The 24631-nt window shown below is 58.9% G+C and carries 15 protein-coding genes; 4 read left to right on the top strand and 11 right to left on the bottom strand.

Translation table 11 applies throughout. From position 1 onward, the window contains the following. Nucleotides 1-77 precede the first annotated feature (77 nt). From AAGA68_22770 to AAGA68_22755, 4 genes are all read right to left on the bottom strand, one after another. The gene (locus AAGA68_22770) at nt 78-1922 is read right to left on the bottom strand and encodes an integrin alpha (GenBank protein ID MEM9387895.1); all 1845 of its coding nucleotides are present in this window, start codon (nt 1920-1922) and stop codon (nt 78-80) included. A 194-nt stretch (nt 1923-2116) separates the two neighbouring features. Beyond that, nucleotides 2117-2263: a hypothetical protein gene (locus AAGA68_22765; protein MEM9387894.1), complete on the bottom strand. Its 147-nt coding sequence runs from the start codon at nt 2261-2263 to the stop codon at nt 2117-2119. Between the two features lie 295 nt (nt 2264-2558). Continuing rightward, nucleotides 2559-4433, bottom strand: a complete 1875-nt coding sequence (locus tag AAGA68_22760) for a hypothetical protein (protein MEM9387893.1) — start codon at nt 4431-4433, stop codon at nt 2559-2561. A gap of 82 nt (nt 4434-4515) precedes the next feature. Beyond that, the gene (locus tag AAGA68_22755) at nt 4516-4830 is read right to left on the bottom strand and encodes a hypothetical protein (GenBank protein MEM9387892.1); all 315 of its coding nucleotides are present in this window, start codon (nt 4828-4830) and stop codon (nt 4516-4518) included. 840 nt (nt 4831-5670) lie between these two features. On the opposite strand from AAGA68_22755, the gene AAGA68_22750 reads away from it, so the two are divergent. Then, nucleotides 5671-6939, top strand: coding sequence for a hypothetical protein (locus AAGA68_22750; GenBank protein MEM9387891.1), 1269 nt, complete (start codon nt 5671-5673; stop codon nt 6937-6939). 524 nt (nt 6940-7463) lie between these two features. Here the strand turns inward: AAGA68_22750 and AAGA68_22745 are convergent. From AAGA68_22745 to AAGA68_22715, 7 genes are all read right to left on the bottom strand, one after another. Further along, nucleotides 7464-8255 (bottom strand): hypothetical protein, encoded by a 792-nt coding sequence (locus tag AAGA68_22745; protein ID MEM9387890.1) that lies wholly within the window; start codon nt 8253-8255, stop codon nt 7464-7466. Continuing rightward, nucleotides 8252-10714, bottom strand: coding sequence for an Ig-like domain-containing protein (locus AAGA68_22740; protein ID MEM9387889.1), 2463 nt, complete (start codon nt 10712-10714; stop codon nt 8252-8254). The genes AAGA68_22745 and AAGA68_22740 overlap by 4 nt, the downstream gene beginning before the upstream one ends. Before the next feature lie 401 nt (nt 10715-11115). Further along, nucleotides 11116-12312 carry a sodium/glutamate symporter gene (gene gltS / locus AAGA68_22735; GenBank protein MEM9387888.1) on the bottom strand — a complete coding sequence of 399 codons (1197 nt, stop codon included), beginning with the start codon at nt 12310-12312 and terminating at the stop codon, nt 11116-11118. A gap of 1366 nt (nt 12313-13678) precedes the next feature. After that, entirely contained in the window at nt 13679-14545 is an 867-nt protein-coding gene (locus AAGA68_22730) for a hypothetical protein (GenBank protein ID MEM9387887.1), read from the bottom strand. Between the two features lie 370 nt (nt 14546-14915). Continuing rightward, complete coding sequence (locus AAGA68_22725; GenBank protein ID MEM9387886.1) at nt 14916-16478, bottom strand: hypothetical protein; 1563 nt, start codon at nt 16476-16478, stop codon at nt 14916-14918. Between the two features lie 3 nt (nt 16479-16481). Then, entirely contained in the window at nt 16482-17789 is a 1308-nt protein-coding gene (locus AAGA68_22720) for a hypothetical protein (protein ID MEM9387885.1), read from the bottom strand. Between the two features lie 331 nt (nt 17790-18120). Continuing rightward, nucleotides 18121-18294, bottom strand: coding sequence for a hypothetical protein (locus AAGA68_22715; GenBank protein MEM9387884.1), 174 nt, complete (start codon nt 18292-18294; stop codon nt 18121-18123). Between the two features lie 1404 nt (nt 18295-19698). Between AAGA68_22715 and AAGA68_22710 the strand changes: the two genes are divergently transcribed. The 3 genes from AAGA68_22710 (at nt 19699) to AAGA68_22700 (ending at nt 24421) form a co-directional block, all read left to right on the top strand. Beyond that, on the top strand, nt 19699-20910 hold the full coding sequence (locus AAGA68_22710) for a hypothetical protein (GenBank protein MEM9387883.1): 1212 nt from the start codon (nt 19699-19701) through the stop codon (nt 20908-20910). A 675-nt stretch (nt 20911-21585) separates the two neighbouring features. Next, complete coding sequence (locus AAGA68_22705; protein ID MEM9387882.1) at nt 21586-22797, top strand: hypothetical protein; 1212 nt, start codon at nt 21586-21588, stop codon at nt 22795-22797. A 745-nt stretch (nt 22798-23542) separates the two neighbouring features. Next, nucleotides 23543-24421, top strand: coding sequence for a hypothetical protein (locus AAGA68_22700; protein ID MEM9387881.1), 879 nt, complete (start codon nt 23543-23545; stop codon nt 24419-24421). The last annotated feature ends 210 nt before the right edge of the window (nt 24422-24631 follow it).

Here is a 24631-nt window from a genome sequence, read left to right as displayed (position 1 = left end):
GATCAACTCGCATATTCACCATAACTGGCTTGGAACCTGTTTCAGGGCTCAGAGCAGCACGCGCTGCGCTACGACACTCAGTCGCAGAGGTTCGTCACACCGCTCGGGCCTGGTGCCTCGCCGCGGTGCTCGAAGAGACGTCGCGCATCCTGCAGGTCGACTTCACCGTCCCCATCGAGGTCCGCATCCGCATCGTCGGTGAACAACACGTCTCGCATGATGAACCAGTCCGCCGCCGTGACGACGCAGTCGTCATTGAGATCAGCGTCGCACAGGTTACCGTAGCCGTCGCCGTTGCTATCGCGCTGGTCAGCGTTGATCGCCAGCTGGCAATTGTCCGCCTCATCACTGACGCCGTCTCGATCCAGGTCCGATGGCAGGACGCGGCCGTACACCACATACACGCCCTGGCGGATCACCTCGGGCGCCCCCAGGGCGAAGTCCGCCACCCCGTCAGCGTTCAGGTCTTTGCCGCCGGAAACAGAGGCACCTGTGAGATCGAGTATCGGACTCTCAGCGCGAAAGCCAATCAGGCCGTCAACGTCATTCGTGCTCAGCAAGGGGACTGAGCCGAGCAAGGGGCCGCCGAAGAGTACATAGGTGGAAGCAGTGTTGGCGTCGGCGATGAGCACGTCATCGATGCCATCGCCATTGACGTCGCCCGCTGGAGCCACATCGTTACCAAGCCCTTGTATTGGGTTCGCGCGTATCGTCAGTCCGTTGGTGCCGTCCAGCTCCGTGAGCTGCAGATCTCCCCCCGGCTGCGCCAAGTCTGCTGCACCGAAGATCAGGTAGGCCTCGGAGGGATCACGGAAGAAATCTCCCAGGGCAAGATCATCGAAACCGTCGCCATTGACGTCGCCGACCACGCGAGCGCCGTAGCCTGCGCGCCCACCCACCGTATCTTCACCACGCACTCTGAGCGAAGGCACGTCATCCAGCGCCTCCACGTCGATTGGACCGCCGTCGGCACCCAGGGATTGGCTGCCGAAGAGTATGTAGGTGTTGCCGTCGGAATCGTCCGTGTTCTCAAAGGGCGACGCGATGACCAGGTCATCCAGACCGTCGCCGTTGAGATCCCCGCCACCGCCTACATTATCGAGTTCCCTAGGGGTGCGGATGGTGAAACCATTGCTGCCGTCGAGTTCGCCGAGCTCGAGGACAGGTGACCCGCGAAGATCGGGCCCGCCGAAGACGACCCAGGCGATCCCCTCATTGGAGCCGTATTCGCCGCCGATAACGAAGTCGTCGCGCCCATCGCCATTGAAGTCACCTATTGCACCGACAGGTCCGTTCAGCTTGAAGGTGGAGGCCGGTTCAGGCTGGCGCACTAAGGCCGCGTTTGTGCCGTTGATGTCACGCACGCTGAACTCCACCGTGTCGCTCAGACCTTCGCTGCCGAAAATCAGATACACATCGCCTTGATTGAGTATTCCCGTACAGGTGGCGTTTACCGTGGGCGCGGCAATCAGGAAGTCGTTCAGGCCATCGCCATCCACATCACCCGCCCCGCTGACGAAAGCACCCATGCGCGCGTCCTCGCAGCGGCCCGGAAAGCGTACGCCTTCACCGATGGCTAGCTCCGGGACGTCCAGGACACCGTCCTCGCCCAGGGAAGGACTTCCGAAGATGAGGTAAGCCGTGCCAGCGTCGGTCTGGCTATCCACTTGCGTATAAGGGGCGCCGACCAGGAGGTCGTCGATACCGTCGCCATTGACGTCTCTCACCATCTCCACGGCGTAACCGAAGCGGCGCCGACCGAGCCTGTCGTTGATGGCGAGGCCTTCGCTGGCGTCAAGCGTGCTCAGGTCCAGGCGCGCCGGGAACGGCGCGTCCTGAGCAGTGGCTGCGCCAACAAGAAACGCGATAGCACCTACACCTAGTGCGCAGCGCACGCTACTGGAGAGACTGATAGATGTCATGCTTCTTCCTTGTTGCGATGAGCCGGTTGATCTGCTCGAGGAGTTGGTCGTCAAGGTGGACTGTTGAGCGAGTTGAGCTGCTGCGCCCGCACCAGCGCTCAGCGCCTCGATGTCAACCGACAGGCTGGCGCTTCCATCCCCCATGGGCTTGCTGCCTACTACGCTGCAGACCCTATGACTTTACCTAGCTTGAATCATAGCACGGTGTTAGCTACGAGCTCAGCATGAGCTTGCATGCGGGTGAGCTCGTAGCCGCGGAGAGTCACTACGTCTGAGTCGACATCGTAGAGCCGAGCGTCGATGAGTCCGTTGAGCAACTCGCATTCGATCATGCGACCCATCTTCCAGCTCGGGCATTCTCAGTCAGAGGTGCACGCGCTCACGAGCCGAAGGTACGCACGTGAAGCTCACCTGCTGGTTGAAAGCAGATTCGGATATCACCGGGTACTTCGGTCGCATTGGAAGAGCGCGGGCTCTTTCGCATCGAGTGCAGATCAAAGACCGACCGGCGACTACTGCCTCATATTGAAGTCGATGGAGCGACATCTCGCTCCACATCCTAGCGGCACGTTTCGCTCGCCGCCCCCCTTGCAGCCACTGTTGGCCACAAGAGGGGCTGGCAGAGTACATCGGCTGCTACTGACAGACTTCAGTCAACCCACTCGGTCCTGGCGGAGAGAGCCGATCGCCGAACAACGCGCGAGCGTCATCAATGTTCACGATGCCGTCGCCATCCAAGTCAGCATCCGCATCATCTGTACCGAAGACAGTTCGCATGGCAAGCCAGTCCTGAATGTTTACCACGCAATCATCGGTAAGATCCGCGTCGCAGACGTTTCCGTAGCCATCGCCATTACTGTCTCGCTGATCGGCATTACTGCGCTCGATGCAGTTGTCATCCACGTCGCTAACGCCATCGTCGTCGATATCGCGGTTGCCGTCGCGGCCGAAGAGGATATAGACCTGCCCCTTCGCAATCTCGAACGGCGCACCGATCATCAGGTCATCTAGCCCATCCGCGTTGAAATCGCCCGCTGTTGTGGCGGACGCCCCGAGCGCGGAGCCCACATCTGCACCCTCCAGTGTGAACCCATTGTCGCCATCCAGTTCTTCCGCAAGGAGGCGCCCCGAGGAACCGACACCTGCCTTGCCGTAGATCACGTACACCTCCCCATTGTCGATTCCGTCCTCCGGCTCGGCCATGTTCGCACCAATTACGATGTCCGGGATGCCGTCTCCGTTGATGTCTCCTGCAGTGCTTGATGGCCTACCAAAAAAGTCCTCACGATCGATCCCCTGGATGGTGAACCCGTTGTTGCCGTTCAATTCGGATGTGCGGGCATCCCCATCGCTGCCGATGGTTCCACCACCGAACACCACATAGGCTTCACCAACATCTAGCACGCCGTCAGGCTGAGCACGAGAACCGGAGACAATGAAATCGGGGTGGCCGTCTGCATTCACGTCTCCGAGGCCATCCACCCCAGCACCGCAGTCAAAGCCGGCGCCAATGCAACCGAAGAAGTAGCCCTGCGTAGGTAGCAACTCGCCGAGGGCGATTCGGTCAGGCCACGGGTCAGAGGATCCGTAGAGCACATACCCACCTCCAACGTCGGCGAGTTCACCGAAGTCAACGGAGAACGCACCAATGAGCACATCATCAATGCCGTCATCGTTGATGTCGCCGATACCAGCGGTGTCCCGGCCGGTGAAGTCGTCCGCTTCTTGCCCCTCCAGAATCACGCCATTACTTCCGTTCAGCGTCAACACATTGATCACCCCCGAACTACCCACCTCTGGTCCACCAAAGACGAGGTACGCTTGCCCGACGTTACCCTTTGTGGGCGTATCTACGCCGAAGGCACCGATCGCAATGTCAGGGAACCCGTCAGCATTGACATCACCCGCCGCACTCACCATGGAGGCGTCTCCGCCCGGGAAAAACCCGTTAACAACGAAGCCGTTTGATCCATCCAGGGCATCAGGATCAAGTTCACCCGAAGGCGCTACGTTGGGCCCCCCAAAAATCACGTGCACGACACCCGGCGCTTCCCGTTGAAGGACGTCTTTGTTGCGTGCCCCCACACCGATGTCGTCGTAGCCATCTCCATTGATATCACCTAGCCCGGCAACCTGCTCACCCAAATCGTCGCCGTCACCACCTCTCATGAGAAAACCGTTTGCGCCATTGAGACTGGCTAACTCGATGTTTGCAGGTGGGCTGTTTGAGCCGTAAACCACAAACGCGGCTCCAGCGAAACCTTGCTCCACCTCGGAGCTGCCAATGACGATGTCGTCGATCCCATCGCCGTTGAAGTCGCCGGCCGCTCGCGCATGCGCACCTGCGTTCGAATTGAGCTCTATCCCCGTCAGAATCACACCGTCGGCCTCGGTGAAGTTGCTGAGGTCAAAACGTTGTGGGAAAACGCCAGCGTCTACGTTTGAGAAAGCAAGAAGAAAGGCAATGGCTGCGAGTGCTCGGAGCAAATGATCCCTGTCGGATATAGTCATAATTATTTCTCCGGTGGGGTTGTTTGTAGCAGAACGCGCCGGGGCTCACGCCCCGGCGCACTTCGGTCCGGTGACCTGATCTCTAGATCGCGTTCAGCTGTGCGCTTCCAACGGTCGTTCTTCGGAGCGAGAAGTCTTGGAGGATAACCTCGTTGTTGACACAGGTGTTGTCCGTGTCGGTGGTTCCCACCACCTCTGAGTAATAGAAGATCGGAAGCTGCGTGTTATCGTTATTCGGGAAGTAGACCTCAACCTCCGCACGAATACGCGCGCCGTTCGTCCGATCGCTTAGCCTCAGCGAAGACACTGCCTGGTTATCTGGGCGCAGACGCACCAGCCAGACGTTGCCATCGCCATCCGTGTTGGTAAATCGTTCCGCGTTGGAGGAACTGAGCAACAGATAAGTCTTATCGCCTGCCGCCGGCCCAGTCGGTACGTTTCGATTGAACGCCTCAGGAGATAGCAGGAAAACGCGTCCCGTTCTTGGTAAACGACGATGTCTGTATGGGTATTGGGTGGCGGCGATTGGACCCACTATCTGACGAACTTTAGATCATCCGCTCCGCGACGGTCGGATCCCTGTGTGCGCCAGATCTCGCGCGAGCGCGTTCAGCGCGCCGGGCCACAGCGACTGAACAAAGGAACGCAGGGACGACGAAAACGATGGCACCAAGAGTTTCGGGATGGAGAGGAGCAGTTGGCCTGGTGTGGCCTCGCTGCCGTGGTGTTTCAGTACAAGTCGACAGCGGCCCCACTGCTCTGCGGTTTCACCTGACTGCAATGCAGCAAACGCGGTGGCCGCAGACGTTCGACTCCACTGGACATACCCCTCAACCATACGTAGCCAAGTACATCAGTATTAGAGGAAGTCCATGGAGGGCCCCTAACAGTGTCAATATTGAATGAGCTGACGCGATTGCGAAGTCTTCTACACGGCGTCTTAATTGGGGCCCTCTTTGGGTGCAGCGCTGCTGGCGCGGCGGAGCACCTACATATGGCAAAGCCCTCCGCGGCCAGATTCGAGGCTTATCGATCAAATGGGCAAAAAGTCTGGTCAGTCGATTGGGCGGGGAGCGCAGACGCGACTTGGCACTCCACGCACGATGGGGCGACCGTCATACGAGAAGGCGAGACCGAAGCAACCGTCAATCGCTATGGAGTGCTCAGATCTATCGGGTCCCCCGCTACTGCCTACGGACAAAACAGCCCCGTAGATGTGGGCGGGATCTGGGATAGCATGTCTGAGCTATCCGACGGCATTTCGGATTCTGCTGAGATATTTGTTGAACCCGTCGTCGATTCCGCAGGTTCGGTCTGGGCTGTGCTGTTCGTGGGGAATGGCTACGCGATAGTGCGCGGCGACCCGGCGAGTGGTACCTGGTCTACACAGTTTGAGTACGAGGGGGGTTCGGCCCTTATCCTCGACACGAAGATCGTCATCGATCAACAAGACAACATCACTGTTGCTTTCAGGGCGCTCGATGACACCAACGAGCTGCGTGCCCTTCGCTACTCACCGGGCGGTACGTGGGAAGAAGAACTTGTGTACAAAGCGATCTCCCCGGACTTCTTCTTCCAAGACATCAATGCAGCAGCCGATGCTGATGGCAACGTAGTTGTTGTTTCGATGCTGGAGACGTCAGTCAACCGCATGTTTGCCGTGGTGTATGACGCTGACAATGACACATGGGCAAACCCCGAGTGGATCTCGCCGGCTGCAAACAGGATCAAGGTTCCGACCGTCGTTTCGAGCAGAGAAGGCAACTCGATAGAAGCGCTCTATCTAGTCGAAGGTGGGGGAAGCAGTGGTATGTATGCTCGAACGTTTCTCTCCCCTTCTGAGGGTTGGACGTCGCCAACTCTTGTCCGTGGAACGCAACACGCGGTAATCCCAGTTGGCGGTGGCGCGTCCGACTACCCTGTGGTACTCGACGGGTCCGGGAACGCAACCGTCGCTTACTATCTGCCAATCGAACTCGGCGCTACGACTGTCTGGCTTTTTCGCGCCACTCGGCGCGTGGACGGAATATGGGGAAAGCCGGTAACGTTGCGGGTGAGCGTCGGAGAGCTAGCCTACGGTTTCATAGCTGACTTCGGCGACTCTGACTACGATGAAGACGGCAACGTGGCGATCGTCTTCAAGCATCAAGGGAATGCGGTCGACCCCCTCGCTGTTGACCTTTGGGCGTTTCAGTTCGATGCGGCCTCAGATACCTGGAGCACTACTTCCATCTACTCCAATCCGCTAGACGGAAGCCAGCGTTCGCGCGTGGCGTTCGCAGGGACCAATCGAGCTCTTGCAACATACTTGGATGCCGAACGATTCGGTGCAGCGTCGCGCTTCTATGACGGTGAGCAGTGGCTCGATTCGATTGGACTGCCTGGGAATCCGCTCATGGCGTCCCACGAGACGGCAGCGACCAGAGGCGATGTCGCGATGCTGTACCAGATACTTGAGGAGCAACAGGAAGTCGAAGCAAACTGGTTCAGAACAACAACTCGATAGCAACGTCGGTCAAACCATAAATCTCCATCGAGGTGCTTGCCGTGCACTGGAGTCGCAATCGAGGGGCGTTCCCACGCCGAGGCAGAGAAGGAGGATAGGCGCCGCCATGGGCGCAGCACCGCTTCGGTCGATCTGAGTGGAGTCAGCGGAGGTATTCGCCTCGGCGACTACCCACCGATCGGGCGACATCCAACCGCCGGAATCGTCGTCGCCATCGCCCGCTTCCATACTTACGCTCGAACTCGCGCGTCCGCCTACCTAGCCTGGCTACAGGGTAGTCCGCGCATACGGCAACGGCTTTACAGGGTTTAGGGAGGTTGTCCGAACGGGCTGCCCAGTGCACTGGGGGCCTTTCCAGCACGCCCACGCACTTTCGCCACTGGCCCGCGAGCTCACCACGAGCGAACCCTCACCGCCCTATCCCAATCCGGAGCACCCGCTTCAGCCGCTGCGCCCAGTTCACTACCGCGGGGCCGCGGCACCAACGCAGCGAGCCTCGCCAAGAAGGCTCGCAGCTGCACGGTTCAGTCGCCCCAGCGCAAGTTGCGGAATTGCCGCTCCTCCACCTCCCAGGAGGATCCCGGTAACACGCTGATGCTGCCGTCCGGGTTGTACACGGAGGTTCCGCCCACGTTCGACTCTATCGTGAGCACGAGCACATCGTCCCAGCGTGCCATGGGCTCGCGTAGGTCCGGGTACATTCCGGGAAACAATGACTCCAGGGAGTCGACACTGATGACGGTCGGGCGAAAGTCGCTACGATTCACCGTGACGGTTTGCCAGGTGCCGTCACCGGTCACGGTGATGCCCGCGTAGTAGCGCAGCAGCGGCACCTCAGTGCCGAGGAAGAACAGGGAGTCATTTTGATCTGCCACCAAAAAGAAGTGCTTGGTGCCGTCGACACGTACGTCGATCGATAGGGCAGCATCACTGCTAGGGCGGTAGCGCGGATCCCATGGCTTGCGGGTGCTGGCGAACCAGAAGCCCGCGTTACTCCACCCGTTTGGGAGCAGCCAGTCATCCCAACCGTTCGCGAAGTCGTGCAGTTGGTCCAGACTCCCCTCGGGGCGAAAGTCGATGGCGGCATCTATCAGTTCCTGCGCGTGTATCTGCAGGAGATTGGAGCTGAGGATGAAATCTCCTCGATAGGGATCCTCGCCGTTGTAGGTGAGCGGATCGCCCTTTACGCGAAGGGGAATGGTGCTGTAGCGGTTGTCGTCAAAGGCGTAGGTGACTACAGCGTAGGCGAAGAGGTTCTGGCCTTCTACGATATCTAGGCAATCGCCGGTCCAGGTGCCGTCCGCGTTGTCGGTCACCCGTTCGCAGGGGCGCCAGTAGCGGTATAGGGGGTCGTCCCCACGCTGTAGTAGATGTCGACGCGGTTCACCTGGCCAGTAACCGTGTCCGCCGTGAGGTGAGCGCGCGCCCGTCCCGTGCTGTAGTCCATGCTCAGGGTGGGCGTCGATGGGGTGAGGTATTCGCCCTTAAGGTGTTGATCGAACCAGAGCATGCTGTTCACGTCGGTGCTCACTGGGTTTTCGTGATTGCCCCGGGGCGGTATCGCGAAGCGCAGTGGCGTGTCGACGGGCATGATGTTGTTCCAGTTGTACATCAGGTTGTCCATCGGCGCAGCGAAGTCGTTGGTGGGCCCCGTGTACAGGATCGGGATGTCGATTTGCGTGATGGCAGTGATCGGCGTGACCAAGGCGTGCGCCGGCGGGACTACGGTCACGTTGAAGCCCGGCAGGCCGATGTCGTCCTTACGTTCCTGACTGATCTCACCGGCTCCGCCTACGGAGGGGTTGGCTGCCGTAAGGCGGTCGTCTACGCCAGCCAAGACGGTCGTTTGTACGCCGCCGAGAGAGAAGCCCCGCACGGCCAAGCGTGTGGGATCCACCTCCGGTTGGGCTTGGAGGAAGGTGAGCGCACGCCGGTTGGCGATCGCCGTCAGAAACCACAGGCTGTTGCGCGGTGACTGGACCACCTGATCCAGGGTGCCGTCCGTGACCAGGTCCAGGCCGAAGTAGGTGAAGTAGGTGTAGTTGAGGTTGCCTGCCATGTCGCGCAGGGCGCCCCAATCAGTGTTTGGGTGGTTGGGATCGAACTCCATGCCCGGGACGTCCACGTCTGCAGACTCGAGGGGGTTCATGTCGCGGGCGTCCCAGTTCAGTGAGAGGCCCACGTAGCCGTTGCGGGCAGCATAGAGCACCTCGTCGAGGTCTGAACGACCGCCACCGCCGTGAATGTGAACCACAGCGGGAAGTGGGTTGTCAGGACCGGCGTCTTGGGGATAAGCGTAATAGGCCGCCAGCCGGGCGCGCTCCACGCCGTAAGCGATGGTCTCAAAGGTGCCGATGGTGAAGATCACCTTCTGCACGATGATTCCATCATCGGTGATCGTCGACTGAAACACCTCAGCTTCAAGCGCGTCGACTGTTGGATCGTAGTCCGCCCATAGTTCCTCGAAGGTCTCGGGAATGTAGGCGCTATCAGCGGGCAGGCCGTTGAGGGTCAGGGCACGCTCCTCAATCTCCAAGGTGATCGTCGCCTCGTTGGAGGGGCCGGTGCCATCACTCGCAGAAAAGGAGAAGCTATCCGTGGTGCCCGCCTCGGAGTTGGGTGTGTAGGTGATCAGTGGTCCGTCACCACTCACTGCACCCAATTCCGGCTGAGAGTACTGATAGGTAAGCGAATCTCCGTCAGCGTCGCGGGCAGGAAGATAGATCTGCCTTTCCTGGCCGACGCCGATGCTCACCAGTCGATCGAAGGCGACCGGGGCTTGCGAGTCGCCCTGGCGCAGACGAAGTACGATCTGGCTGCCCGTGCCCGTAGGCTCTATCGTGACTTGCTCACTGACGCCTTCCGGCAGGTTAATCACTGAAATGCCAGTGCTAGGCAGGCTGATGAGGGTGCTGTCGGTCACCTCGAAGAGCGGTACGGACACATCGCCGCCGCCAGCGTATCGGCCCGCGTCGACGATCACCGTAGCGCTATCCAGGAGCACCCAGTCCTTACCTATGATCGGGCTGACCTCGCCCGCGCTGTCGAGGACGAAGCGGAAGGTTCCTGCAACGAAGGCGTAGGCCGCGTTCAGGCGATCCAGGCGAATGGTCGCTTCGGCGCCGGAAACGCTCAGGCGTGTGTTCTCATGCACGAGGGCCTGACCATCAGTGATCAGCAGCTCTCCTCCCGTCACCACGATGTCAGGGCCGTAGAACGTGAGAGCATCCTCTGGCGATTCGCCGGAAGCGGCGAAGGTGCCTCCGCTGAGGGTCACCGTGCCGCTGTTGGCGAAACTGAACAAGTCTCTGGCGCCCCTACCTGAGTTGGTGAACCTGCCCTGCGAGAGGACCAAACGGCCGTTCGGACTAGCGATTCGTACAGGGTTTGGTGAGCGCACGTCACCGCCGTCGATGAGCAGGCTACCCCCACCACCACGCGGTCCGATGCTGATCTCGCCTGCTTCGAGCGTTGCGCCCGCGAGCACCTGCACGACGCTTGTCGTGCCTAGAACACCGAGGTCGTTGTTGATGACCATCGCTCCGGCCGCAGCGTCGACGGACTCGATGGTCAAGATGCGGTCGCGACTGACCAGCGTGAGGTCCTGTGCCGTGGGTAACTCTGCAGCGGAGTTGCCGGTAGTGACGTTGTACCAAGCGGTGAGATCGGCCCAATCGCGCTGTGTACCTATTCTCGTGAGCACATCGGCGTACGCACTCGATGCGAACAGCAGCGTGCAGCTGATCAACGGCAGGGCATGCGAGGTCAACATCATGTCCAGCTTCTTCTTGTAGGGTTGTGTGCGGGGATAAGAGCTACGTTGCTGGCCGATGGTCAAGAGGGCCAGCCTGACGCAGGTAGTGAGGGTGACGCCCTCCCCGTTTGTATCCACAACTTTCCGATATCTAGCGCTTTTTAGGCAAGGATCTCATCTAGGCACCGGAAAGACCGTCCGCACTGCTGTCGCCAGGACAAGGGTGATCGCACCTCGATGACGGTGAGTCGACATGCAGGACAGTCGTCGCGGTTCGGCGCGATCGCCGCGCCAGCTGCTACCCTTCGTGTCGTAGGCCCGAACCGTTGACTGGGCCTGTTCCAATCCCAACTTCAATAGCTCGATGGCGGAGCTTCAAGAGTCAGCCGACTATAGGGGCGTTTGTTCGTCGTTCATTGTCTCTAGAATGCGATCATCGCGCGGATCACGAACGCGTTGGTCACGTCCACGAAAAAAGCAGCAACCAGAGGCAGGATGATGAACGCCAAGGGCGCCGGACCATTGGCCTTGGTGACAGCCGTCATGTTGGCGATGGCGGTGGGTGTCGCGCCGAGAGCAAACCCGCCGAATCCGGCGCTAAGAACGGCTGCCTGGTAGTTCCTCCCCATCAGGGGGAACAGCACCAAGAGGATAAACGCTACGGCGGCCAGGGTTTGTAGCAAAAGAAGTACCAACGACGGTCCCGCAAGCCCAGCGATCGTCCATAGCTGCATGCTCATGAGGGACATTGCCAGGAACAAGCCCAGGGAGAAATCCGATACCAGTGCCAATGCTCGCGTGCGGGCGGGCCAGCGCATGCGCGGCAACAGGTGAGGCACCGTGTTGGACAGCACGATGGCGGTCAACAGGCACGCCACGAACAGTGGTAGCTTGAAGCCCATGCGGCCGAGGGCGTCGTTGATGAACCAGCCGATGATGATCGAGATATGCAGCACCAAGATGACTGTCATGATGCTGAGATGGTTGATGGTCTCCGTTTCTTCCTTCTCGTAGGTGATGCCGACGACAGGCGCCTCCTGTCCACCGCTGAGCTGGTGACGGCCGATGAGTAACTTCGCGATCGGCCCGCCGATCAGGCTGGCAACGATCAATCCAAGCGTGGCAGAGGCTACCCCAACCTCTAAGGCGTTGGAGACACCCTGGGCCATAAAGTCAGGCGCCCAGGCGATTGCCGTCCCGTGACCGCCTATCAGCGACGTCGAGCCTGTAAGAACACCGATAGCCAGAGGGAGCCCAAGCATCTGAGCGCCCGCCATGCCAACGAGGTTTTGCACCAGAATGTAGGTTAGTGTCAGCACTAGTAGAATCGCTAGCGGTTTACCGCCACTCACCAGATCGCTAAAGCGGGCGTTCAACCCGATGGCAGTAAAGAAGTAAACCAGCAAGCGGTCGCGAGTCTCGAGATCGTAGGTCACCTCGACGTCTAGAAGGAGATAGATCGCGAAGGTCACGGCGGCAGCGACCAGCCCGCCGCTCACGGGCTCTGGAATGTTGTAGGTACGGAGCAGGCGGAATCTGCGTGTGAGATCGACACCTACGAAGTACACGAGGATGCCCGCCGTGTAGGCGAGGAAGCTGGGGACGGTGACCTCAGTCACACGGGTGACCTCTCACGACGATCAGCGAAGCGGTTCGAGCGCCTGTAGGTACGACAGAACAGATGGGCGGGACGATGCTAGCTTCTCGGCGGTTCTTGCGGATCCCAGCCGCCACCGAGGGCGTTGTACAGGCGCACCAGGTTCGGAAACGATGGTGCCCTCGCTTGCCACCATATTGCTCTGTACACCCAGAAGAGAGCGTTCGGCATCCAGTACTGCGTGAAGTGCGTCCACCGTCGAAGAGGTCCTCTCGCACGCTCCTACCGATTCCGAAGGTACGGCTATCGCTGTCGGCGAGGCTGGATGGCGATAGCGCCTCCAAGCCGATGGCACCGCGTAGTGTGAATTTCAGGTAAAGCGCCCCGACGGCCACGCCGACGCGTGCCGTCTCCGCAGCGAGCTAGCGCTCCGCCTGTCGTAGGGGCGCGCTGTGAGTGGGCGCAAAAGCAGCTACTCCCTTGCCCGCCGAACCAACGACTTCCTAGCTTTCTGATCGCCATATGGCGGGACTCAATCACCGCCATAAGATCCGATTCTCCTCGCCGAATGACGCATATGGCAGGATTTTCTCCAGAGCGAACGGACCCCCTTGAGGCCACCGTAAACCCTTGGAATCACTGGCTCTTCTGCTTTAGTGAAGAGCCCCTGGGAGTCTCGTGCCAAACACGTCCTCCGTTGTCTGGTAGATCAGACTAATATCCATTCCATTAGCCGCCGACTCGATCGACGCCAGTACATCGCTGGTCACTGTTTCGATTCCCGGCGACCAAGCATTTCGAAACGTGCGGGATGACATGCAACACTGGTTGACGTCCCTGTGGATAGCCACAGCACTACCGTCCGGCCTGTAACTGACGGCAGCTTCCTGAGTAGGACCACCGACGTTCGCATGGATGATGGCAGAGGACCAGCTATCGGAAGCCGCGTCATAGCGCACCGCTCTCACCTCAGTCCGGAAAGGCTCACGGTTGCCACGCATGAATACGATCATGACGTCACCATCCACGCTGTAGTCAGCAGCGGCGAAGTTGACGAATAACGGATCTTCATCGAAGTGCGTGAGCACGGTGCGAGGGCCTGACCAGCTACCGCCATCGAGTCGCGCAGCTCGGAGTACCCACAGGGTACGTAAGGGGCTAAGCTCGATCGGTACGTAGAATGGGACCGTTAGTACTCCACCGTCATCAACCGTCGCTGGGATGAATGACTCCGGGCCGCTGGCCCCTGGGTAGCCCGCGAGTCGCCGCGTACCGGGGACTAAGTCTGTGCTACCCCACCCTTCCAATGGAGAAATGAAACGTCTCGTATAGATGCCGTACCCGCTCTCGCTATTGACCCAGTAGACAAGGCGTACGAAGCGACCGGCTCAGTCTTGCACAAGGGTGGGGTAGGACGTTCGCTCCGCCCCTGGCACGGAGACAACTTCTGGGCCACCCCACTCCTCGGATGCTGCGTCGAAGGTGAAAGCCAACACGTTCGAGCCGGAGTCCGTATCCTCTTCGAGCACGGCTACAGCGTTCCCGACCTCGTCTACGGCAAGATCGACTTGCTGGAAGAAGCTTGTCGTGCTGTAGATCGTCCGTGGACCGCTCCATCCCAGCTCTGGTGTGTAGCGCATCGACTGAAGTCGGTTCGAGACACCGGAAATTACCCGGAACACAACACTGATTCGATCCTGGGAGTCGATGCGGCCAACCATCGCCAGTATCTGGTCCGTAGTGGAGTAAACGGTTTCCGGCGCGGACCAAGTCTCTGTCGCCGCGTTCCATCGAGCCTGCTCGAGTACAAACGTAGTCACAAAGTCTTCTGCCGACAAACCGACGGATACAACAACCACATCTCCTGATGATTGAATCATCGGTCCCGTCGCTGTCTGGTAGTCCTGCTCATCCCCGCTTATCATCACCGGGCGCTCCCACTCTGAACTCAATGGGGCTCCTGGTCCCTTCGCCGCAGGCCGTTGCGCCCTACCCTCGATTGGCCTCCCAATACCGTCCAGAATCGAACTGTCCGCGGGAATGGCGTGAGCGGCCCCGGTAGCCGACAGACCTAGCTGAGCACTGGTCCCCATCCACTGCTCGGAGCGCCATACCACCAGACCATCTTCGCGAGTGGCTTCTACACCTTGTTCGCTAAGGCCAATCGACACCGGTGGCGACGCGATCGCGCTCCCGGCAACTAGGATCATGCCGACGAGGATACCCGACAGTGCGCGGTACACTGAGCTGCTCATCGCAGCCTGCTCTACGGGAGCACAAGAATGGCGCATGCTCATCTGTTCCTCTTCTTTCGTTGGCAGAGGAGTGACCGGAACCTTGCGAAATCTCCGCGCGAACTACTCTGCCGCCAAGCCCGACGCTGGACAAATTCCACCACGTCGAGCGCAAAAGCCTGATGATAGCAACCCCAAGCCGACTCCTAGCTGGCAGTCACGAATAGGGAACGCCGGCACCCAGCCGTAGTCTTCGACCAGATGACCAGCCGGTCTGCCAGATGAGATCGCGTACGAGTACTTTCAAAGAACGGCCGAGCACCGCCCGCTCCCGGAGACTGCGGCGAAGAAAACACACGGCGAATCCGCGAGCGCCACGTGATTGACGAGGCTAGCGCTGAGTATCGGAACCCGCCTCACCCTGCGCTGAGTCCACCTGGGGTACAAACTGCGACGACAACACGCGCACATCACCTGTGAAGAAGGTACCGAATTCGCCAACCAGGGCGAAGGCGTCACCGTCGAACACAGTCTCATGTAACGCAGAAGCAACCACGTCGTCCGCAACGCCCAGGGCATCCAGCCATTCGCCATTTCTATACAATCGCGAAGTGAATCGTTCGTCGACCCCACCCGTGAGGTAAGTAGCGAGTACTTCATCCCCGCTACCAAACGCAACGCGCGAGCGAGTAGTCGACTCATTGACTCTTCCGTGGATCAGATCGCGCCGCCATTCGTTGCTCTCTCGGTCGAACATGAAGACCCATACGACTTCATCCAGAAACGCATCGTCGTACCTCAGGATGATCGCGACGTCTCCATCGGAGTTGGTGTCGGCATCTCCAAACTCCAGGAAGAATGGGAAGTCGCCGACGTACACATGAAGCGTCTGCGGAATCTGCCACTCTCCGCTTTGGCGCCGAGCGGCTCGGAAGAGAAACAGACGATCATCTCCAAAGGGAATTTCAACCGAGAATGGGAGGGTCAGATCGCCTTGATCATCAACAACTGCCGAATACTCGGCGAACGAACCCAGCTGCGGCAGGGACGCCCGCGCGGTGCCAGGCACGCGTTCGATCTCTCCGAATCCCTCATCGGGTGAAACGAACTTCCTAGCATACAACCCTGGTCGCCTCGCAGTATCAATGTCGAGATAAGCGACAAACACATGCTCCCCGTTGTCGCTCGCAATGACAGTCGGCACTGTTACCACTCGTTGCTGACGCCCGGAAACCAGCTGAGGCGGAGACCATGTTCCAGAGGCGGCATCAAAGACGACACCGACGATACGGAACGTGCTCGGCAACTCCAATTGGTAGAGCACCACGATGTTCCCTAGGGCATCCACTCCAGCGCTTATGTCTTGGAAGAATCCGTCCTCGACGGTGACTATTGTCTCTGGCGGAGACCACCCCAGGCCCGGCGCGAAGCGAATCACTATGATTTGATTCCCTTCTCGAAAGACCACCGAGATGCGATCACTGCTGTCTATCAGTAAGGCCTCTTCGCCGGCCCCCGATGACAAGTAGGTGGTATCAACTGACCACTCACCGCTCACGGCATCACGACGCAAAACCCGTAGTTCTCGCTCCACGTTGATTTGCGTCCACAAGTGCCCTTGGGAATCGACAACGGGTTCGGTTCCGAAGAAGAAGGACTCATCACCGAGTGTTACCACCTCGGCTAATGGGGACCACTCCCCTCCCGCGTCTCGCATACCAGTGTCTACACTTGGGGCGATTCGAGATCCCTCGTTGCGTTCGATTCGAATAAGACGTCTTGCTTCATCGAAAATCGGTACCGCTGTCCAGACCAACTGGCCGTCGGCACGGTACGCTTCGAACTGAGAGTTCGTCGACTGCGATAAGACGAGTTGTTCAGCCGCATCAAGCGGCCCAAAAAGGAGAGCGGCCCCAAACACTAACCCGAGTACTTGCTCGATATGAAAGCTCATCAACTACTGCTGATGCTTAGGGCCTTCGCCGGCACTATCGTCATCCTGCGGGGCGTCGGCTTGCGGCACAAACTCCGACGATGAAATGCGGACATCGCTTGTGAAGAAAGAGCCGAATTCACCCACTAAGGCGAACGCGTCATCTGCAAGCACCGTCTCATGAATAGCGGAAGCGAATACGTCGTCGGCTACACCCAGAGCGTCGAGCCATTGGCTGTTGCGGAACAAACGCGACGTGAACCTTCTATCGACGCCTCCTGTAGTGTACGAGGCCAATACCCCAATCTCGTCTCCATGCGCGATGCGCGCCCGGGTCGTCGATTCGCCTTCAGCGACGTACAGTAGGTCTCGTCTCCAAGTATCGATCTCTTGATCGTAGGTAAAGGCCCAGACGACTTCGTCGAGAAAGCTGTCGTTGTGCCTTAGGATAACCGCGACATCTCCGTCGCTACTGGTATCGGCATCTCCGAACTCAAGGAAGAACGGAAAGTCGCCGATGTAAATGTGTAGGGTCTGCGGAGCTTGCCAGGCCCCGTTCTCGCGCCGGGCAGCTCGGAAGAGAAACAGACGATCATCTCCAAAGGGGATCTCAACCGAGAACGGAAGTGTCAAAGCGCCTTGATCATCCACCACTGCTGAGTACTCTGCGAAGGACCCCAACTGTGGCAGCGAGGCTCTTGCCGTGCCAGGCACACGCTCGATCTCACCGAATCCCTCGCTGGGTGAAATGAACTCCCTGGCATACAAACCTGGGCGCCTCGCAGTATCAATGTCGAGATAAGCGACAAACATATGCTCCCCGTTGTCGCTCGCAACGACAGTCGGCACTGTTACCACTCGCTGCTGACGCCCGGAAATCAGCTGAGGCGGAGACCATGTTCCAGAGGCGGCATCAAAGATGACACCGACGATACGGAACGTGCTCGGCAACTCAATTTGATAGAGCACCACGATGTTCCCTTCCGCATCCAGGCCAGCGCTGATGTCTTGGAAGAATCCGTCCTCAACGGTGACGATCGTTTCTGGCGGAGCCCACCCCAGATCCGGGGCGTAGCGAAGCATCCGGATTTGATTCCCTTCCCGGAAGACCACCGAGATGCGATCATCTCTATCAATCAGCAAGGCCTGTTCGCCGGCCCCCGATGCGAGATAAGTCGTATCAACCGACCACTCGGCGCTCGCCGCATCCCGTCGAAGAACCCGCAGTTCTCCCTCCACTAGGACCAGTGCCCACAAGTTCCCGTGGGAATCGAGGACGGGTTCAGTTCCGAAGAACACAGACTCATCCTCGGGCGTTAGCACGTCGGCCAACAGGGACCACTCCCCCCCAGCATCACGAAGGATTCCAACGGGGTCTGGATCGACGGAAGATCCTTCGCCACGATCGATCTGAACGAGACGTCCTGCTGCATCGAAGATCGGTACCGAACCTGCGCGTAGCATGTACGCCGCGTGCGGCGATGAGTTAGCACCGAGAGCGTCGGGTCCGTTTCGCTCAGCCGCGAGAGCACCCGCGCTTCCAAAGGTCAGCCCCGCGGCGCCCAACAGGAGTGCTGAAAGCACCGTATTGCTTGACCTAGATGTAAGAGTAGTCAATTTGGCTCTCCTTGGAAGCGCGGAGCTCTCGCCCTACTTCACGAAGTTATTGTTGTGGATTTCCGATAGCGTACACGCCACTACCGATGCCCGCTACGATCACCAGTGGGTCGCCACCGTTCGCATCGAGGATGATCGGGAACTGACCCGCTGGAACGATGGGCACAGGCACATCCCAATCGAGTTGCCAGATCGATCTGAAGTACAATGCCTCCAGCACCTGCTGAGTCGCGTACTGCGGTAATGAGTTTCGGCTCTGCGACCGTACCGGCAAAAGTTAGCGCCGCGGTCGCGACATGATCCACGTTGGGGTCGTTAAGCAACGCATCTAGGTTTATCGATCCCTGCGGCCAGGCTTGAGGTCGCCAGTCCCCACTAAGGTGGGTATTGATCGGCTTATTGAGGGGGAATCACGCCTTGTGCGCGCACCGACACCTCTTCTGTCCTGCGCCCGCCCATGAGCCCTACTTCGTGCGCCAACGCATCAGAGACGTCCTCGGCCATATCATCGCCATATGGAGAAACCTATCACGCGCATAGGGTCGGTTTTACATAGACGAATGACGCCCAAGGCGAGAGACCTCCGAACGGTAAGTCTCCGACGCTAGCGAGCAGCATCCGTGAGGACACTGGATAGCACGACCCGCAGCCGCAGCTTGCACTCCTAACGAACGAAGGCACTTGCTTGCGGCCTACACATGCGCGACGCGCGGCAGGTTGAGTCTCCTCGTAGGCCGCGGAACATATCGTGCGCGCCAGGCGCACGCTGCATCGCACGCAAATGCGCAGCGTATCTGTACGGACATCTAGTCCACGCACTCCCGAATTCAACGGCTTATCTGATTGAGCCGGTCCATTGAACTATTGCGTGTGTGAATGAGGTTGTGCTTGGTACGTCAGATGTTTAGGGTCCAACCGCTGTAATGTCGACGGGCCGCTTGCTGTCTTGACCGCGGGGCAGGCCCCACGAGCCCACGACGGTGCTCGAAGCGCCGGGGAAGACCCGGCCGGTAATTTGGTGCATGGCGCCTGGGGTTTCCGCCCAAGCCGGGCGCTTCCCGCCCGACAAGCTGCAATCCACTTGGAGCCTCGGGGCGCGGCTTGGAATCCGGTGTTGGCATTGGGTAGTCGGATCCCTTGCTCGACGCTGACGACGCGATTCGCTCGCTCACATCCAGACCAACTCAAGGAAGAGAACTCGGTTATGACGACATCGCGAATGACATCTACCAGCTTGGCCACCTCTCCGATATTGGTGATGGTCGCTATCGGGTTGCTCGCGGGTGTTTCGCACGCCACACCTCCTGCAGGCAGTTCGTACGTCGCATCCAACGCCGCAGGCGGGCTTGAAGCAAGGCTCGCAGATGGGCAATTAGTTTGGACTACCGAACCACCGCTTCTCGGCACCACCGAATTCTCCCAGGGCTTCACTTCTGGGAAGACAACCACACTGATTAGCGATGGGCAGGAATACGCGATTGACTCAGCCGGTCGCCTAGTTTCACGTCTGGGAGGATCCTCACGCTATAGCCGGTCCACTCCGCTCGACGCAGGTGGCGCGTGGGAGGAACTGATCGCCATAACGGAGAGCTCCGACGAGGGAGCCGACGTTCGAACAGCCCCTGTGACCGATAGCGACGGAACCGTTTGGGCGACACTCGTCGCTGAAGGTGGGTTTCAAATCGTGCGGGGAGACCCAGTCACTAGCGAGTGGGTAGTGGACTATCAGTACAGAACACCGGCTTTGCTACTCGATGCATCGTTGGTCATCGACCCCCTGGGCAACATCACGCTCGCCTTTCGGGCGTTGGATGGCACCAACCAGATCCGTATATTGCGGAAACCGCGAGATGCGGATTGGCAAGAAGAGATCGTGTTCGAGCCGAGTTCCCCCGACTTCTTCTTTCAAGATATCGGCGCAGCGACGGATTCCGCGGGGAACGTGGTGGTGGTCTCTATGTTGGACACGCCCACCGTGGACCGGATGTTCGCAGTCATCTTCGACGCCTCCACCCAGTCTTGGGGAGAAGCACACTGGGTTTCACCTCCGGGAGACACTGATGTCCCGACAGTCGCGGCAAGCCCGAACGGGTCGCACTTGGAACTCTCTTTCGTGGTGGAGGGAGGGAACAACCCGGGAGTTTTCACCCGTTCATTCATCTCACCATCCGACGGGTGGGAGTCTGCGCAACGCGTCCCGGGCACGCGTAACGGAACGGTCCCTACGCTTGGGGCTGCTCTCGACTATCCGTTGGTCGTGGATGACCTTGGGAACGTCACGGTCCCCTACTATGTGCCGATAGATATCGGGTCGACTACCCTGTGGCTCTTCCGAGCAGCAAGGCGTATCGATGCCGACTGGCAAACCCCAAGCACGTTGCGCGTCAGCGTGGGTGACTTGGCCTACGGTCTCGTTGCCGACCTAGGGGATGGCGACAGTGACACCGAAGGTAACGTTGCCTTCCTGTTCAAGCAGCAAGGGAACATCGTTGACCCTGGCGCCATTGACCTCTGGGTGTTTCAGCTCACGGTGGACACCGAACGCTGGAGCTCTCAGTCGCTCTACTTCGAACCCGATGATGCCGAACAAAGGGTCCGTCTCGCCTTCACTGCTCCGAATGAGCTTTTGGCGACCTACTTCGATGCGGACAGATTTGGAGCAGCATCACGCTACTTCAACGGCTCGCGATGGCTTGAATCCACCGGCTTGCCTGGCAGTCCTCTGGTCGCTTCCCACGAGACAGTCTCCACCGGCGGCGATGTGGCGATACTCATGGAGATTCCCGAAGGACAGGGGCAGGTGGTCGCCAGCTGGTTCAGGACCAACGAGCGATAACCGAATGCACTGTGGAACGTGGGAAGCGGGGGTGATGTGGCCTTCGTAGGCGACCGTGTGGAACCAGTCGACGAAGTCTTCGGCACTTGGTATCGCAACGAGTAAGTTGCTCTCGTCAACTACGTTCGAGATGTACTAAATGCACCCAAGTTCATTGGGCCCGAACGGCAGGCGGACGGCTACCGTACAATTGACGATTGAGCGCGCTGTGCGGGTGCGGGGCTAGTGACTACACGGAAATCAGAAGACTACCATGGAGGGATTGTGGCGATGTCAACTTCGAGTATGCGGAAGCGCTTACGAAGTCTTCTACAAGGCGTCTTGATTGGCGCTCTCTTGGGGTGCGGCGCAGCTGGAGCGGCGGAGCACCTACATATTGCGAAGGCTTCCGAAGCCAAGCTCGAGGCTTATCGACCAAATGGGCAAAAGCTTTGGTCAGTTGATTGGCTGGGGAGCAGAGATACAACTTGGCACTCCACGCCCGATGGGGCGACAGTCATTCGAGATGGAGCGATCGAGGCAACCGTCAATCGCTATGGGGTTTTTAGGTCTGTAGGGTCTCCAGCAACTGCCTACGGGAAAGCTAGTCCGGTAGACGCGGGCGGAACGTGGGATAGCATCTCTGAGCTCTCGGGAGGCATCTCGGATTCTGCCGAGATATTTGTCGAGCCGGTGGTGGATTCCGCAGGGTCGGTTTGGGCTGTGCTATTCGCGGGGAGCGGCTACGCGATAGTGCGCGGCGACCCGGCGAGTGGAACCTGGTCTACCGAGTTTGAGTACGACGGGGGTTCAGCCCTCGTCCTCGACACGAAGATGGTCATCGATCAGCAAGACAACATCACCGTTGCCTTTAGGACTCTCGATGGCACCAACGAACTGCGCGCCCTTCGCTACTCACCGGGCGGCGCATGGGAAGAAGAGCTTGTGTACAAAGCGAGTTCACCGGACTTCTTCTTCCAAGATATCAACGCAGCAGCCGACGCGGACGGCAACGTAGTCATTGTTTCTATGTTGGAGACCTCGATAGACCGCATGTTCGCCGTTGTCTATGACGCTGAGAGCGGCGCATGGATGAATCCTGAATGGATCTCGCCAGCTGCAGGCAGGATCAAGGTTCCCACTGTCGTTTCGAACAGAGATGGCAACTCTATAGAAGCGTTCTATCTGATTGAAGGTGGGGAAAGCAGTGGTATGTATGCTCGGACTTTCCTCTCTCCTTCCGAGGGCTGGACATCGCCAACTCTCGTCGGTGGAACTCGACGCGCGGTAATCCCAGTTGGCGGTGGTGCGTCCGACTACCCTGTAGTCCTAGACGGGTTCGGTAACGCGACTGTCGTTTATTATCTGCCGATCGAACTCGGAGCTACGACTGTCTGGCTTTTTCGCGCCACTCGGCGCGTGGACGGTGCATGGCAAAGGCCAGTAACGTTGCGGGTAAGCGTCGGAGAGCTCGCCTACGGTTTCATAGCTGACTTCGGCGACTCTGACTACGATGAAGACGGCAACGTGGCAATCGTCTTCAAGCATCAAGGAAATGCGGTCGACCCCCTAGCTGTTGACCTTTGGGCATTTCAGTTCGATGCGAGCTCCGATACCTGGAGCACAACTTCCATCTACTCCAATCCGCTAGACGGAAGCCAGCGATCGCGCGTGGCGTTCACGGCGCCTAACAGAGCGCTTGCAACGTACTTAGATGCCGAACGATTCGGTGCGGCGTCGCGCTTCTATGACGATGAGCAGTGGCTCGACTCGATTGGATTGCCCGGGAATCCGCTCATGGCATCTCACGAGACGGTGGCGACCAGGGGCGATGTCGCGATGCTGTACCAGATACTCGTAGAGCAAGAGGAAGTCGAAGCTAACTGGTTCAGGCCAACAACTCCCTAACAAAGTGGAGAAACACATGGGATCAAGAGTTGTGGCATTGAGAAAAGCAACATGCCTGATGGCAGTCCTGCTTTTGTGTTCCAGCGCGATCGGGCAAGGTGCCCCACTTGCTCTGCAGCAGTCACTTGGCGGAAAAACGGTTGAAGCGGTGGGTGCGGACGGCCGACTGCACTGGAGATCTCCGCTAGCTACAGACGCAGCGCACTTCGCGTGGAGAGAACAGCCTGGGGGCCGGCTCGTTATGGAAACAGGGTCGGTTCGCTACGAGTTCAGTGCGTCGGGAACAGTCCTTTCCGTGGAACCAACCACTACTCACGTTGTGAGTCATGAGCAGTCACTTGACCACACAGGCGGCGCTTGGGAACCGGCGATAGAAGTTGCCACAGCCGGAGATGTGTTCTCACAGCCAGCTGTCGATTCCAACGGCGATATCTGGGCTGTGATAGTCGGTGGAGACACGCTACGAGTTGTCAGATCTAGCCAGGCGACCAGCGCCTGGACCGATGAGTTTGTATACTCAGTAGATGAGCCAGGTAGCTCACTCGGCGACAACGCGATAACGATTGACTCGGAAGATCAGATTACCGTCGTCGTACGCGAACTGTCCGACACACGGAGAATTCAAGCCTTCCAGAAGGCGCCTGGATCGGAATGGACAGGTCCGACCACGATTTACAGAGGTGAGACCCCTCAGGAGGTCTTTCAGGACCTTAGTGCCGCAGCGGATGCCGGTGGGAACGTGATCGTGGCATCAATGCTGGAAAGCGGCTTGGGCAACCGAGTGTTCTCCGTCGTGTATGACAACGAATCGAGTGCCTGGGGTCCTCAAGAGTTCATCTCGCCGGACACACAACCCAACGTGGCGATCCCCACCGTAGTGAGCAGCCGCTCTCGAGAGCATACCGAGGTGTACTACTGGGTTCGCGGTGGCATCCAGCCTGGTATCTATTCTCGTGCGTGGATCTCCGCCGAAGATGGATGGAGTGATGCCGTGCGAGTACGTGGAAGTGCTCGCGCCTACATACCGCAAGCCGGTGCCACAACGGCCTACCCAATTGTCATAGACGACAGCGGGGATGCCACGCTTCCGTTCTATCAACGCGTACAGATTGGTGATCTACAGCTGTTGATTCTGCGAATGAGCCGACGAGAAAACGGAGTTTGGCAGCGTCCTGCGAGGGTACTTGTCCAATCAGACTTCGAGGCGTTGATCGCCGAGCTGGCGGACGCAGACTACAGTGCGAGTGGCAACGTGACCTACGCGTTCAAGCTCCCTACTCCCGGACAACCGACAACTCTCTACACAGTCCGCTTCGACGCAGACACGCGGAGTTGGACGACTGAGCCCATCTACTCCCTCGAAGGCGACTCCGCTCAACGGGTGCGTGTTGCCTATCTTGACCAGGCGCGGGCGATCGCGACCTATCTTGATAGCAGCATCTTTGAGTACAGCTCTCGAGTCTTCGACGGGAACATCTGGCTCCCTGCTTCGGGGATACCGGGCGGCCCGTTCGGCGTTGTTCATGAGACGGTTGTGAGTGACGGCGAATGCGTGCTCGTCGGTGATGAGCTGACCAATGAAAAGGTGATCGTTGGCACTTGGTTCCGAGACGCTTCCCTCTGATTGCCGCAGCCCGGTCGGTGTCGCGTGCGGAGCGTTCATTTGGGGGCGAAGGACGACGTTACCGTTACCTGTGCTAGTTCCGACTTGATCTGACACCTGACTTGAAAAAAGTGAGGGTTATCGACTTTGATGGAAGTGCGAACTTTCAATCAAAACCATGGAGATAACCCTCGTGATTGAGTCTACACAGAGGATCATTCGAAACAAAAT

Source organism: Pseudomonadota bacterium, from assembly GCA_039193195.1.
GTDB lineage: Bacteria > Pseudomonadota > Gammaproteobacteria > Steroidobacterales > JBCBZW01 > JBCBZW01.
This window is presented reverse-complemented; position numbering and strand designations above follow the sequence as displayed.